Source organism: Metapseudomonas otitidis (assembly GCF_011397855.1).
GTDB classification, from domain to species: domain Bacteria; phylum Pseudomonadota; class Gammaproteobacteria; order Pseudomonadales; family Pseudomonadaceae; genus Metapseudomonas; species Metapseudomonas otitidis.
The window spans coordinates 2,988,818-3,001,581 of the sequence record NZ_AP022642.1; the positions used below are offsets into that span (position 1 = coordinate 2,988,818).

12 protein-coding genes are annotated in these 12,764 nt (G+C 67.7%); 6 read left to right on the forward strand and 6 right to left on the reverse strand.

Annotation, left to right across the window (positions count from 1 at the left end; all coding sequences use genetic code 11):
- The first annotated feature begins 5 nt into the window (after positions 1–5).
- Both PotMrB4_RS13655 and PotMrB4_RS13660 read left to right on the forward strand, forming a co-directional pair.
- Positions 6–1,193: an acetyl-CoA C-acyltransferase gene (locus PotMrB4_RS13655; RefSeq protein WP_172433596.1), complete on the forward strand. Its 1,188-nt coding sequence runs from the start codon at positions 6–8 to the stop codon at positions 1,191–1,193.
- A gap of 11 nt (positions 1,194–1,204) precedes the next feature.
- Complete coding sequence (locus PotMrB4_RS13660; protein WP_172433597.1) at positions 1,205–2,332, forward strand: acyl-CoA dehydrogenase family protein; 1,128 nt, start codon at positions 1,205–1,207, stop codon at positions 2,330–2,332.
- Between the two features lie 75 nt (positions 2,333–2,407).
- Here PotMrB4_RS13660 and PotMrB4_RS13665 read toward each other — a convergent pair whose 3' ends face one another.
- Both PotMrB4_RS13665 and PotMrB4_RS13670 read right to left on the reverse strand, forming a co-directional pair.
- On the reverse strand, positions 2,408–2,794 hold the full coding sequence (locus PotMrB4_RS13665) for a hypothetical protein (protein ID WP_172433598.1): 387 nt from the start codon (positions 2,792–2,794) through the stop codon (positions 2,408–2,410).
- 324 nt (positions 2,795–3,118) lie between these two features.
- Positions 3,119–3,697 (reverse strand): GNAT family N-acetyltransferase, encoded by a 579-nt coding sequence (locus tag PotMrB4_RS13670; protein WP_044410314.1) that lies wholly within the window; start codon positions 3,695–3,697, stop codon positions 3,119–3,121.
- Between the two features lie 224 nt (positions 3,698–3,921).
- Between PotMrB4_RS13670 and PotMrB4_RS13675 the strand changes: the two genes are divergently transcribed.
- Complete coding sequence (locus tag PotMrB4_RS13675) at positions 3,922–4,143, forward strand: hypothetical protein (RefSeq protein ID WP_172433599.1); 222 nt, start codon at positions 3,922–3,924, stop codon at positions 4,141–4,143.
- Positions 4,144–4,259: 116 nt separating this feature from the next.
- Here PotMrB4_RS13675 and PotMrB4_RS13680 read toward each other — a convergent pair whose 3' ends face one another.
- Complete coding sequence (locus PotMrB4_RS13680; protein ID WP_044410320.1) at positions 4,260–4,625, reverse strand: hypothetical protein; 366 nt, start codon at positions 4,623–4,625, stop codon at positions 4,260–4,262.
- 331 nt (positions 4,626–4,956) lie between these two features.
- Here PotMrB4_RS13680 and PotMrB4_RS13685 point away from each other — a divergent pair, with 331 nt between their 5' ends.
- On the forward strand, positions 4,957–5,826 hold the full coding sequence (locus tag PotMrB4_RS13685; protein ID WP_142009323.1) for a LysR substrate-binding domain-containing protein: 870 nt from the start codon (positions 4,957–4,959) through the stop codon (positions 5,824–5,826).
- A gap of 46 nt (positions 5,827–5,872) precedes the next feature.
- On the opposite strand, the gene PotMrB4_RS13690 is transcribed toward PotMrB4_RS13685, so the two are convergent.
- Both PotMrB4_RS13690 and bamI (PotMrB4_RS13695) read right to left on the reverse strand, forming a co-directional pair.
- Positions 5,873–7,714 (reverse strand): biofilm-associated metzincin protease Mep72, encoded by a 1,842-nt coding sequence (locus PotMrB4_RS13690; RefSeq protein WP_074971437.1) that lies wholly within the window; start codon positions 7,712–7,714, stop codon positions 5,873–5,875.
- A gap of 21 nt (positions 7,715–7,735) precedes the next feature.
- Positions 7,736–8,407: a biofilm-associated metzincin protease inhibitor BamI gene (gene bamI, locus PotMrB4_RS13695; protein ID WP_172433600.1), complete on the reverse strand. Its 672-nt coding sequence runs from the start codon at positions 8,405–8,407 to the stop codon at positions 7,736–7,738.
- Between the two features lie 795 nt (positions 8,408–9,202).
- On the opposite strand from bamI (PotMrB4_RS13695), the gene bamI (PotMrB4_RS13700) reads away from it, so the two are divergent.
- A complete protein-coding gene (bamI, locus tag PotMrB4_RS13700; protein ID WP_172433601.1) occupies positions 9,203–9,895 on the forward strand; it encodes a biofilm-associated metzincin protease inhibitor BamI in 693 nt (230 codons plus the stop codon).
- 20 nt (positions 9,896–9,915) lie between these two features.
- Positions 9,916–11,775 carry a biofilm-associated metzincin protease Mep72 gene (locus PotMrB4_RS13705; RefSeq protein ID WP_172433602.1) on the forward strand — a complete coding sequence of 620 codons (1,860 nt, stop codon included), beginning with the start codon at positions 9,916–9,918 and terminating at the stop codon, positions 11,773–11,775.
- A 404-nt stretch (positions 11,776–12,179) separates the two neighbouring features.
- On the opposite strand, the gene PotMrB4_RS13710 is transcribed toward PotMrB4_RS13705, so the two are convergent.
- Positions 12,180–12,650 (reverse strand): P-loop NTPase family protein, encoded by a 471-nt coding sequence (locus tag PotMrB4_RS13710; protein ID WP_172433603.1) that lies wholly within the window; start codon positions 12,648–12,650, stop codon positions 12,180–12,182.
- Positions 12,651–12,764 lie beyond the last annotated feature (114 nt).

Below are 12,764 nucleotides of genomic sequence, written 5' to 3' on the forward strand. Positions count from 1 at the left end.
ACCCCATGAACCATGACCCCATCGTGATCGTCAGCGCCGCCCGCACCCCCATGGGCGGCTTCCTCGGTGACTTCAAGGACATGACCGCCGCCCAGCTCGGCGCCGCCGCCAACCGCGCGGCCCTGGCGCGCGCCGGACTGGCCACCGACGCCGTGGACGAAGTCATCACCGGTTGCGTGCTGCAGGCCGGCCAGGGCCAGGCGCCGGCACGCCAGGCCGCGCTCGGTGCCGGGCTGCCGGCCGGCGTGGTCTGTTCCACGGTCAACAAGATGTGCGGCTCGGGCATGAAGGCGGTGATGCTGGGCCACGACTTGCTGGCCGCCGGCAGCGCCGACGTGGTGCTGGCCGGCGGCATGGAGAGCATGTCCAACGCGCCGTACCTGCTGGAGCGCGCCCGCTCCGGCTACCGCATGGGCCATGGCAAGGTGCTCGACCACATGTTCCTCGACGGCCTGGAGGACGCTTACGACAAGGGCCGCCTGATGGGCACCTTCGCCGAGGATTGCGCCCAGGCCTACGGCTTCACCCGCGAGCAGCAGGACGCCTTCGCCATCGCCTCCCTGACCCGGGCGCAGAAGGCCATGAGCGAGGGGCGCTTCGCCGCCGAGATCGTCGCCGTGGAGGCCAAGGCCGGCCGCGAGACCCGCACCATCGATCAGGACGAGCAGCCACCCAAGGCGCGCCTGGAGAAGATCCCGGCCCTGAAGCCGGCCTTCCGCGACGGCGGCACGGTGACGGCGGCCAATGCCAGCTCCATCTCCGACGGTGCCGCCGCGCTGCTGCTGATGCGCCAGTCCGAAGCGGAGAAGCGCGGCCTCACGCCCCTGGCCCGGATTGCCGGCCACGCGTCCTTCGCCCACGCGCCCAACCTGTTCACCACCGCACCGGTGGGCGCCATCCAGCGGCTGCTGACGCGCACTGGCTGGAGCCTGGCGGATGTCGATCTGTTCGAGGTCAACGAGGCCTTCGCCGTGGTGCCCATGGTGGCCATGCGTGACCTGGACATCGCCCACGACCGCATCAACGTCCACGGCGGCGCCTGCGCCCTGGGGCACCCCATCGGGGCGTCCGGCGCGCGGGTGCTGGTGACCCTGCTCAATGCGCTGGGCCAGTACGGCCTGAAACGCGGCGTGGCCTCGGTGTGCATCGGCGGCGGTGAAGCCACCGCCGTGGCCCTCGAACTCATCGGCTGAAGGAGCCCGTCATGATTCCCTCTGAAGACGACATCCAGATCCGCGACGTGGCCCGCCAGTTCGCGCAGGAGCGGCTGAAGCCCTTCGCGGCCGACTGGGACCGTGAGCACCGCTTCCCCGCCGAGGCCATCCGCGAGATGGCCGAGCTGGGTTTTCTCGGCATGCTGGTGCCGGAAGAATGGGGCGGGGCGGCCACCGGCCACCTGGCCTACGCCATGGCCCTGGAGGAGATCGCCGCCGGTGATGGCGCCTGCTCCACCATCATGAGCGTGCACAACTCGGTGGGCTGCATGCCCATCCTCAAGTTCGGCAGCGAGGAGCAGAAGGCCCGCTTCCTGCGGCCACTGGCGGAAGGACGGATGATCGGCGCCTTCGCCCTCACCGAGCCCCAGGCCGGCTCCGATGCCAGCGACCTGCGCACCCGTGCCCGGCGCGATGGCGACCACTACGTGGTGAACGGCGCCAAGCAGTTCATCACCTCCGGCAGCCATGCGGGGGTGGTGATCGTCTTCGCCGTGACCGACCCCCAGGCCGGCAAGAAGGGCATCAGTGCCTTCATCGTCCCCACCGACACCCCTGGCTACCAGGTGGTGCGGGTGGAGGAGAAGCTCGGCCAGCACGCCTCGGACACCTGCCAGATCCAGCTGGATGACGTGCGCATCCCTGCCGCCCTGCGCCTGGGCGAGGAGGGCGAGGGCTACCGCATCGCGCTGTCGAACCTGGAGGGCGGGCGCATCGGCATCGCCGCGCAGTCGGTGGGCATGGCGCGGGCCGCGTTCGAGGCGGCGCGGGACTACGCCCACGAGCGCAAGACCTTCGGCAAGCCGATCATCGAGCACCAGGCGGTGGCCTTCCGCCTGGCGGACATGGCCACCCGTATCGCCGTGGCGCGGCAGATGGTCCACCACGCCGCCAGCCTGCGCGAAGCGGGCATGCCCTGCCTGACGGAAGCCTCCATGGCCAAGCTGTTCGCTTCGGAAATGGCGGAAGAGGTGTGCTCGGCGGCCATCCAGACCCTGGGGGGCTACGGCTACCTGAAGGACTTCCCGGTGGAGCGCATCTACCGCGACGTGCGGGTGTGCCAGATCTACGAGGGGACGTCGGATGTGCAGCGGATGGTGATTGCGCGGAGCCTCTAGGCTCTCTACGAAAAATGCCTGCGCTCGGTGATGCTGCGTTCGTGCGCGCGGAGCCTCGCGGCTCCGCGTTGGGCCTCAGGCCACCGGCTTGCGCGGTGGCGGGGCGATGCCGGGCTGGCTGCGGGCGAACATCAGGTAGGCGTCCATCAGCAGGGCCTCCAGCCCCGACAGCAGGCGCTCACGTTGGTGGGCCGCGTGGGGGTTGCCGTCGGCCTCCAGCTCGTCGCGGATGCGCTGCACCAAGTGAGTGGCCTGCACCAGGCGGTAGTTGCCGAGATCACGGCAGGCTTCCGGCGGGGAGTCCCGGCGCACGTCCAGCACCTCGTCGGAGAAGTCCTCCAGGGTGGGGAAACGCAGCGGGTCGTTCAGGGGCGCGGTGTCGAACAGGGTCTGCTCAGGCGCGCGTATATCCCGCAGCAGCAGGTCCTGGTGGGGCCGGGGAAGCAAGGTGGCGTCAGGCATTGGCGGGCTCCGGGTGGCGGTCGGCTGCGGCAGCCGGGGAGGTCCATTGGGTACGCATGGCGGGTGTCCTGTCTGGGCCTTTTGTCAGGCCTCTGGCTGGTCGGAAGGGTCCGGGAGGTCAGCCGGAACGGGGGCGCTGCACGTTCATGTGTGAACCCGTTCACAGGTTGACCGTCGTGGCGGGCGACTCTAGCGAGGGCCCGTAGGCGCACTCAAGGAAGATGCGGCGTTTTCAGATTTATCTGATCGCCAGGGCGCCGAGTGCGTCGCCCGGAAAAGCAAAGCCCCGGCACGGGGCCGGGGCTTGCAGGTAGGCAGGGGGTGTCAGAGGGCGAGTTTGTGCACCACCTGGGTGGGGTCGTCTTCGTCACGGCGGCGTTGCATGCCGAAGCGGCGGGCCAGCCCGCGCATGCCGGCGTTGCTGGCCGAGTCGATGGAGTAGAGGCCGCGAATGCCATTGCGCTTGGCGGCTTCGATCAGGTGGCGCAGCAGGACGCTGCCCAGGCCACGGCGCAGCCACTCATCCGCCACGGTGACGGCGAACTCGCCTTTCTCATCGCTGACCCGTGCATACCGGCTGATGCCGACTTCCAGCAGTTCACCGTCCACGTGGGCCAGGGCGACCAGGGCCACGCGGTCGTGGTCGTCCACGTCCATCAATTGCTCCAGCAGCGAAGGCGCCACTTCGCGGAATTCGCCGAGGAAGCGGTTGTGGCGTGCCTCGGGCGACAGGCGGTTGATGAAGGCGCGCTCGCGCTCGCGGTCATCCTCGCGCAGCGGGCGGATCAGGACGTGGGTGCCGTCCTCCAGGGGTTCGATCCAGTACTCGCCACGGGGCGCGGCGTGCAGCGGCAGGGGTTGGGCGGGCTGGGCAATCGCGGTGTTGAGCGCGGACATGGGCATGTCTCCATACAGGTTCGAAACCGGTGCGCGCGTTGAGCGCGGCGTATGGCTCCTGTTTACGCCCCTGGTCGCGTGCGCGATTGATCGGGATCAATCCTGGCGGGAAGCGGGCTGCGCCGGGTTGTCGCAGGTGTGGCAACGGCGGAAATGATCCAGATCAAGGGAAGGGCCGATGGGAGGTTCAGCATGGCTCCATCGGATTGAATGACTCATGGAGAACGACCATGGCTACGCCTCGTGACTGCTCTTCCGCACTGGCCCTGCTGGACCTCTTCCTGTTGGGCTGCGACGGGCCCGAACTGCCAGAATCCAACCTCTTCCATTCCAGCCCGTCGGTTCGCCGGCCGGTGGCTGGGGGCGTGAATAGCGTGTCCGGCGACGGCCCGATGCCGGGGCATCGCCCTGGGCTGCTGGCCTCGCGGGCCGGGCTGGGCAAGCGTCACTGACGACGGGCGGGAAGGGCCGGTGCCTGTGCGCACCGGCTCCCGGCTCGGGGAGGGGGAAAGCCCCGCGTCACGTACGTCCCTGTACGCGAACCACGGGAAAGCGGTTGGCAGGCCGTTTAGCTGCAGGGCGCCTGCGGGCCGCCGGTGATGGCTTCGACGTTGTTCAGCACGTCCTGGCCTTGCTTGATCTTCTGGGCGTTCTCCACGTCCTGCATGGTGTAGTTCGAGTAGCCGGTGCGCGAGCTGTCCATGTTCGCCTTGGTCTGCATCAGGGTGGTCCCCAGTTCCAGCAGGCTGCGCCCGGTTGAGACCAGGTCGGCCGCGGCGTTGGGGGTGCAGGGTGAGTTCGCCGAGGCGACCTGGGTGGGCTGCCGGCCCTGGTTCATCAGGCCCTGGGACTGGGTGTTCTGCGGCAGGCAGCCGGACGTGGTGAAGATGACCGAAACGAGCGCGAAGCCGGCGGCGATTCCTTGGAGGTTCATCGGGCATTCCTTTGTTGGGCGGGCGGAGTGGCCCTGGAGGGGAGCAGGGCCGGGTCGTGGGCGAACGACCCACAGAGGCACCTTTGAAAACGGGCTGCGTTTTCAAAGGTGCCGAGGGCAGGCCTGGACGCCGTGGACGGAAGTCTAGGGAGGCGCTTGGCGGCCTTGAATAGTACGGGTGTGCTAGCCGGTGTGACCGGGCTGGCATTCCCGGCCCATCCATGCCTCTCCGCCTCGGGAGCTTGGGGCGGCTGCCGGGCCTGAACGGCGGTGAATCCCGTCATCTTCGTGCCTATAATCGGCGCCTTCCCGCAGTCCGGAACCTTTCCCCATGCTCTGTGCCGAGCTCAAGGCCTTCCACATGGTCGCCCGCCTGGGCAGCATCACCCAGGCCGCCAAGAAGCTGGGGCTGAGCCAGCCCACCGTCACCACCCAGATCCGCAACCTGGAGAGCCGCTATGCCGTGGAGCTGTTCCACCGCGGCGGACGGCGGCTGACCCTGAGCGAGGAGGGCGTGCGGCTGTTGCCGATGGTGCGCGAGCTGCTGCAACAGGAGGCGGACATCGAGTTCTTCCTGCGCAACAGCGGGCAGATGCAGGGCACCCTGCGCATCGGCGCCACCTCGCCGTACTACGTGCTGGGGTTGGTGCGGCGCTTCCGCGAGCGTTTCCCGCAGATCGAGGTGTCGGTGGAGATCGGCAACTCCCAGCAGGTGCTGGAGGCGCTGGACGAGTACCGGGTGGACCTGGCGGCCTCGTCGCAGCCGGTGGAGGATGCGCGCCTCACGCGCCTGCTGCTCGGCCGTGATCCGCTGGTGCTGGCGGTGCACCGCAGCCATCCCCTGGCCGCTGCCGGGCAGGTGCAGGTGGCGGCGCTGAGGGGCCATGACCTGCTGATGCGTGAGCGCGGTTCGATCACCCGGCAGATCACCGAGCGCCTGTTGGCGGAGGCGGGCATCGACGTGGGGCCGCTGCTGGAGATCGGTAGCCGCGAATCCATCCGCGAGGCGGTGATCCGCAACATCGGCATCAGCATCATCGCGCGGCATGAAGTGCCGGATAACCCGGAGCTGCGGGTGGTGGAGCTGGAAGGTGCGCCGGTGATCGACGAGTACCTGTACTGCCTGAAGGACCGCCGCCAGGCGCGTCTGCCGGCCGCGTTCATGGCCCTGGCGCGCGAGGCTTGCGAAGAGGGCCGCTGACGGGCCCGCAGAAGGGAAAGCCCCCGGCAGTGCCGGGGGCTGTGGCTCAGAGCCGGTTGAAGCTGACGTTGTCCAGGTACAGGGACTGGTCCTTGCGGGTGCCCAGTACCAGCAGCTCCACGCGGCGGTAGGTGCCGGCGGGGATCTGCACGTCCTGCTGCAGGCGGCTCCAGGCGCCGCCCACGGTGCCGCTCATGCCCAGGGGCAGGTAGCGACCCTGGCCGCTGGTGTCCTCCAGGTACAGGTAACCGTAGGTGAGGCCCTTGATGGCGGCGTTGCGGCCGATCATCACGTCGGCGGCCAGGCGGTAGCCGAAGCCTCCCTGCACCTTGCCCTGCAGCGGGATGCTGGCGCCGCTGCCTTCGTACAGGCGGGCGTAGCTTTCCAGCGAGGTGCCGGTGTTGCCACCCAGGCTGACGAGGCGAGTGCGGCCGTGGAAACCGGCCCAGCCGGCCACGCCGTTCTCGAAGTTCCACGCCAGCGTCGAGGGGACGGTTGGGGTGGTCGGGGTGGTGGGCTTCGGCTCGGTCACCTCGGTCAGCTCCACCTCATCCACCAGCACGCTCAGGCCGTCGCGGCTGATCAGGCCGACGTAGGTGGTGCGCGGCGGGGTCTGGGCGCGGGTGTAGGTGAAGGTGCGCTCCAGGGTGGTGAACTCGCTGCTGGTCACCGACTGGGTCACGCCCGAGGCGCTGCTGTAGCTGATGCGGTCGTTGGCCTCGTGGAGGATGCCCAGGTAGAGGTTGCCGCGGGCGTTGGCGCCCTTGAGCATGACCTTGGCACGCAGGCGGTAGCGGGCGCCTTCGCGCAGGGCGGTGACCGGGGTGGCGAGGATGTCGCTGCCGCCGTTGGGCAGTTCCAGCAGCAGGGCGTTGTCGCGGCAGGTCTTGCCGACGTTCACCAGGCTCGTGGTGGCATAGCCCAGCAGGGCCTGCCAGCCCTCCTCGGTGCGGAACTCACCATTGGCCACCAGGCCCTTGAGCGCCGGCTTGTTGCACCAGGCCGGGGTCGGCGTGGTGGGCGGTGTGGTCGGGGGCGTGGTCGGCGGGGTGGTGGGGGTGCCCGGGTTGGTGGGGTTCTGCGTCTCCGGCACCTTGGTGGCGCGCAGGGCGGCGATCTGTGCCGCCATGGCGTTCAGTGCACGGGCTGCGTCGGCGTGGTTCTCCTGGCCGCAGGCCTGGTTGGCGCAGGTGCTGTCCACCACGCGCGGCGAGGAGAACAGCGGGGCCTGGACGCGGGCGTTGAACACGTGGGGGTAGCCCATGATGGTGGAGAACTGGCCCTGCACGCCGTAGCCACGGCTCCATTCGAAGGTGCCCTGGTGCCAGTCGGACTGGTAGTAGCCCTCGGTCTGGTCCTGCTCGTAGGAGTGGCGCAGGCCCATGTTGTGGCCGATCTCGTGGGCCATGGTGCTCAGGCTGCAGTCCACGCCTGTGATGGCGTAGGCGCTGTTGGCGGAACCGGAGTTGAAGGTGCCGCTGTTCTTCTGCCCGGAGAGCACATAGCCGATGCCGCACACGCCGTAGCCCTGGCCTTCCTGGGTGCGGCCGATCAGGTGGACCATGTCGGCGCCGTAGGTCTCGCGCAGCTGCTGCACGCGGCTGTCGGCGGCGAAGGCGGCCAGGTCACGGCTGGAGACGGTGGGGTAGCTGGCCCAGTCCAGCAGCTGGCGATGCACCAGGCGCAGGCGCAGGTCGACGTTGCTTTTCTTGTAGGCGTTGTTGGCGTACTCGATGTAGCTAGCGATGCGGGCGTCCATGTCGCGGCCGTTAGGCAGCGCCTGGGCGTCCTTGGTGTAGAGCACCAGGATGTCGACGGTGCGCGGCTCGGCCGCATGGGCGGCCTGGACGGCGACGGCCAGCAGGGTGCCGATGAAGAGTCTTTTCATGGGGGGACGTTCCTTGTGGGATCAGCCCTGGGCGGGCGGCGGCAGGGGAGGCAGTTGCTTGGCGTCGGGGGTGACGATCGGGTCCGGCGTGGCGCGCATCAGCAGCGCGTTCTGGTCGGTCACCTGGGTGGCGCCGGTGGCGTTGTCCACCACGAAGGACAGGGTCTGCTCGGGGGTGGCGAGGGTGATGTGGGTTTCCAGGTGGCCCTTCACCACGGTCAGGGTGTCGGCGTCGCTGCCGCCCTCCACCGGGCCGCTCCACACGGCGGTGCTGCCGGTGTTGTGGGTCTCGTCCAGCTTGGCTCGCAGGGGCTCCTGGCGACCCGGTACGCCCAGTTGCAGGGTGCGGCCCACGGCGAGCGCGCCCAGCAGGTCGGGGGAGGTACGTGTGTGGTAGACGGTCATGCCGTCCTGATCCTCGGCCCGCAGGGTGTCAGGCGCCCACAGGGCCAGGGTGGTGGCCGGGGGTACATCCTGCGGAGCGGCTGGTGAGGCTTTCGCGGCGGCCGGGGCAGCGGCCTGCGGCAGGCTGCCGGCGTCTGCCAGGGACGGCGACGGGGTCGGGCGGGTGTCGGACGGTGCCGAGGCCACCGGGGCCTGATCGCCTTGTGCTGGCGCGTCCTTGAGCAGGACGGCGAGGGTCGTGCCGGCCGTCACCAGGGCGACGGCCGAGTAGAGCCAGGTTTTCCGCATGGGGGGTTCTCCTTCTTCTTCACCCGGTCCGGGCCGGGTATTTCGTGATCCGCCGCTGCACGTCCGTGATGCGCAGGCGGGGTCAGTCAACGGGCAGGCAAAGGCCGGCCATTGAATTCAATGACGACGCAAGGGGCTGTTCGGTTGAGCCGGTGAAGTAATTCAAAAATGAAGTGGGTGCTACTTATTCAAACGTGCGGTGTCGGTTTGAATTGAAAAGTTCGTTTCTACTATCAGATTGCCAGCGTCTTAAGTTGCATGAAGCCAACTAAGGGAATAGCGCGGAAGTTAAGCGGTACGCACTGGGATGCTTCACAACCTGTTGTAATAAAAGGGTTTTGTCTGACAATTCCGTCGATGATGGCGACGTGTTATCAGCTGTTTGCTGTTGGATGCCGCCGGATTTCGCAATTACCCACGATTGGCGGCGAGGCTGTCAAACCAGCAATGTGCGAGAAATCCCAATTATCCCGATGGCCATCGAGGAACTGTTTAAGGTGGTGGTTGGTTCACTTGTGGAAGTTGAACGCGTTCAACTTTCTTCAAGCTGTATAACGTCCTTCAGGAAGCCACGGATCGGCAGCAGCGCAATGGTGTGATCCAGCGCTTTGCTAATAGCGAAAGCGTATTTAAGCCGCATGCAGGCATTGTGATATCAATTTTCCGGCGTCAATAAATCGAACAACTGGCCGTTACCCCTCGCAACGGTCGAACCTGTTCCACGGTTCGTCAGGGATGCTCTTCCGTGGTTTCGCTGCCACCCGGCTGTGCCGGGTGAAACATGGGAAGGTGGTCATGCCCCGTATGCTCCTCTACCTGGCGGTTGCCCTGGTCACATCAGGTGTCACCCTTGCCGTCCTCCTGCGCGATGCCCCATCGGCTCCGGCCGTTACCCAGCACACCCCATTGCCAGCAGCATCGGCGGCTCCGTTGCCCGTTGCCCCGGTCATGGCGGGTGCCCCCGTAGCGGCCAGCCCGATGCCGGTTGCGGTGAACGTGGTGCCGGCACCCCACGTCGCCACGGTGCCCGTGGCGGACGCCCCCGCCGACACCCTGGTGGAACTCTGGGACAGCCACTCCCTGGTGCCCGAGCAACAGCAGGAAATGACCCTTTACCGCACCCAGGTGGCGACCACCTCCCTGGGCGAGCTGGCCGTCGGCAAGACCCTGCAGCTGGGCGTGCCCGGCCGCCAGGCACCGCTGCGCGCCACGCTGGACGAGACCCATAACACCGGCGGCGCTGCCGTCTGGAGCGGTCCGGTGGAGGGCGGCCAGCCGGAAGACACCCTCACCGTGGTGAAGGGCCAGCTGGAGACCCACATCACCCTCGCCACTCGCGAGCAGACCTTGTCCATGGTGGTGGACAACGCCACCGGCAGCACCCTGGTGACCGACCAGAACCAGTTGCTGATGCGTGCCACCCCGGACGCCCTCGTGACCCCCGATTCCACGCCGTTGCAGCCCCTCCCGCCGCCGACCCGCGGCTGAGCGCTACAGGAACGATGACCATGAAGAAACTGCTCGCCTGCCTGGCCCTGCTCCTGTTGGCCCCCTTCACCCACGCCGCCACCACCGAACCGCGCACCGTCGACCTGTTGGTGCTCTACACCAAGGACGCCCAGGCCCTGCCCAACGGGCGGGACATGAACGCCCGCATCGCCAGCTACATCGAGTTCGCCAACAACGCCTACAAGAAAAGCAACGTCAACCTGCGCCTGCGCCTGGTCAACGCCCAGCCGCTCACCTGGGCCAGCTACCCGACCATCTCCTCCAATGACCTGGCCGCCTTCGCCGCCGATCCGCGCGTGCAGCAGCTGCGCGAGACCTACGGCGCCGACGTGGTGCAACTGATCAGCCGCACCCAGGTGGGGCAGGGCTATGGCGTGTGCGGCATCGGCTACGTGCTCTCCGGGCCGAAGAACAGCGGCACCTTCCAGAACGGTGCCTGGGCCAGTGCCTACGGCATCACCGGGGTGGACTGCAGTCTGAGCACCATGGCGCACGAGATCGGCCACAACATGGGCCTGCGCCATTCCTACGAGCAGGACCAGACCGAGGGCTACTACACCTACCTGGCCCGTGGCATTCACCAGGGCACTTACGAGTGGGGCCGTGGCTACGGCGTACAGGGGCGCTTCTCCACCATCATGGCCTACCCCCAGGTGTTCAACGCGTCCGTGCAGGCCCCGCTGTTCTCCACGCCTAACGTGGTCGATACCACCTGCGCCAACCAGGCCTGCGGCCGTGCCAGCTTCGCCGACGCCTCCCGCGCGCTGAACGACATGGCCGCGCAGATCGCCGCCCTGCGCCCGACCAAGGTGCCCGAGACGGTCAACCCGACCTCGACGCCTACTACGCCCACGACCCCCACCACGCCGACCACACCCACCACCCCGGCGACGCCCACTCCGCCGGTCACCACGGCCTGGTGCGACAAGCCGGCGCTCAAGGGCCTGGTGGCCAACGGCGAATTCCGCACCCTGGATGGCTGGAAGGCCCTGCTCAACCTGGCCAAGCTCAGCACCCTCAACGTCGGCAAGACCTGCCGTGACGACGCCCTGCAGTTCGAGCTGCCGGCCGGCCGCGACGATGTGCTGGCCACCTCGGTGGGCGCACTGAAGGTCGGCGCCACCTACCGGCTCAAGGCCAAGGTGATGCTCAAGGGCACCAACGTGCGCGGCAACGTCTACCTGGGCATGGTTCACGAGGAGAACGCCGGCATCAGCTACAGCTCGGCCAACGGTGTGATCAAGTCGGTGACCAGCAGCGAGTTCACCCCCATCGACGTCACCTTCGTCTACCAGCCGCCGGCCAGCGTCATCCGCAACACCTACCTGGGTCTGGTCAGCGTCAACCGCCTGGCCGTGCTGCTGGATGAGGTGGAACTCAGCGAAGTGACCCCCACTAACCCCGTCACCCCGGTGACCCCGGCCGCTTTCAGCTGGAACTTCGACAGCGCCATCGGCGAGTGGACGGGCTTCTACGGCAGCACCCGGCTGACCGCCCTGGCAGCCACCGGCAAGTCCCTGGAAATCCATGCCCGCCGTGCCGACGGCACAGGCGCCAGCCTGCTCCTGGCCGGCAAGGTGCAGCCGGGGCTGTCCTACCGCTTCGCCGCCGACGTGATGGTGAGCCGCACCGCCAGCGTGGCTGCGCTGGCCTATGCCTACCTCTATCTGGAAGACACCGCCGGCAACGGCCGGTTGCTGTCCCTGGGTGTGGTCAATACCAAGGGCGGCGCCTGGGGCAAGCTGCAGCAGAGCTTCCAGGTGCCGGCCGGAACCTACCGGCGCATGGAGCTGTTGGTGCTCAGCACCCGCTCCGACCAGTCGCTGTACCTGGACAACGTCACCCTCAACCGGCTTTAAGCCCGCGCGCCCGGTCCCTGTTGCAGGGGCCGGGCTTTCCATTGGTATGTCCTAATCGCTTATTGCGACTCTTCACCCCTCTAGAACCAGCCTTCTCGGCCCACCTCCTCGCATGGCAAGCGCGCACGCTGCGCTGTTGCCAGGCAACGAATGTTCGGGCGGGGACAGTGCCCCTGGAGCGACGATGGAGGGAGGGAACCCGGCGCAGCCGGGCGGGGACGCCAAGTTCGGATGCAGGGGCGAGCCTTTTTGGTTTCTTTTTTGTGGGCGGCATTCCGACGACTGAAAAAAGAGACTCGCCAGGCAAGGCGAAACAGGTGATATCCGCAAACTCGATAACCAGCTTGGCACCGCAATTCGGTACTTCGGCATCAGCCTTTTATGCACCAGCCCCGTCTTGCCTCTTACTGCCTCGAAACGAAATCAAAACGCGCGCCGGCAGCGCGGACGAGCGTGGCGATGTCCGCCTCCTGTTCCGGCAGCCCCGCGAAGATCACCTGCAGGCCTTCGAGTCGCTGGCCCTTCAGCGCCCCCTGCATGACCGCGGCGTCCAGCGCTGGCGCACCCCCGATGACCAGAACGCGCGGGGTGGACGAGCGCGCCACCTGGCTCAGCAGCGCCGCCAGCTGAGTGGCGTTGGCACCGCCGCCGGAGGCGATCGCCAACTGGTCTGCCAGGGTTCCGTGGCTGGGGATGGTGACGGTGACCAGCTCGCGTGCCTGTGTGGGGTTCGGTGTTTTCGCCAGGGCCTCGGCCAGGATCTGGCCCTGCTGCTTCTCCGGTGGGTGGGTGCTGCAGCCACCCAGTCCGAGGGCCATGACGGCCAGCGCCAGGGCAACGGCGCGATGGGGGCGGGGGCGGTGTTCGTTCGGCATGCTGAGTCTCCTTCTCCATGGATCGATAGGCCCTGAAGCCTGTCCCGGCGCGGCCGCGCCGGCCGCTGTGCACACTACCAGAGCGCTGGCCTATACCAAATCCGCCAATGCCAC

Bases quoted from the DNA above. Each gene is read 5' to 3' on its own strand.
- PotMrB4_RS13685 (WP_142009323.1), top strand. From the start codon at position 4,957: ATGCTCTGTGCCGAGCTCAAGGCCTTCCACATGGTCGCCCGCCTGGGC.
- PotMrB4_RS13690 (WP_074971437.1), bottom strand. From the start codon at position 7,714: ATGAAAAGACTCTTCATCGGCACCCTGCTGGCCGTCGCCGTCCAGGCC.
- PotMrB4_RS13655 (WP_172433596.1), top strand. From the start codon at position 6: ATGAACCATGACCCCATCGTGATCGTCAGCGCCGCCCGCACCCCCATG.
- PotMrB4_RS13705 (WP_172433602.1), top strand. From the start codon at position 9,916: ATGAAGAAACTGCTCGCCTGCCTGGCCCTGCTCCTGTTGGCCCCCTTC.
- PotMrB4_RS13660 (WP_172433597.1), top strand. From the start codon at position 1,205: ATGATTCCCTCTGAAGACGACATCCAGATCCGCGACGTGGCCCGCCAG.
- PotMrB4_RS13670 (WP_044410314.1), bottom strand. From the start codon at position 3,697: ATGCCCATGTCCGCGCTCAACACCGCGATTGCCCAGCCCGCCCAACCC.
- PotMrB4_RS13680 (WP_044410320.1), bottom strand. From the start codon at position 4,625: ATGAACCTCCAAGGAATCGCCGCCGGCTTCGCGCTCGTTTCGGTCATC.
- PotMrB4_RS13665 (WP_172433598.1), bottom strand. From the start codon at position 2,794: ATGCCTGACGCCACCTTGCTTCCCCGGCCCCACCAGGACCTGCTGCTG.
- bamI (WP_172433600.1), bottom strand. From the start codon at position 8,407: ATGCGGAAAACCTGGCTCTACTCGGCCGTCGCCCTGGTGACGGCCGGC.
- PotMrB4_RS13710 (WP_172433603.1), bottom strand. From the start codon at position 12,650: ATGCCGAACGAACACCGCCCCCGCCCCCATCGCGCCGTTGCCCTGGCG.
- bamI (WP_172433601.1), top strand. From the start codon at position 9,203: ATGCCCCGTATGCTCCTCTACCTGGCGGTTGCCCTGGTCACATCAGGT.
- PotMrB4_RS13675 (WP_172433599.1), top strand. From the start codon at position 3,922: ATGGCTACGCCTCGTGACTGCTCTTCCGCACTGGCCCTGCTGGACCTC.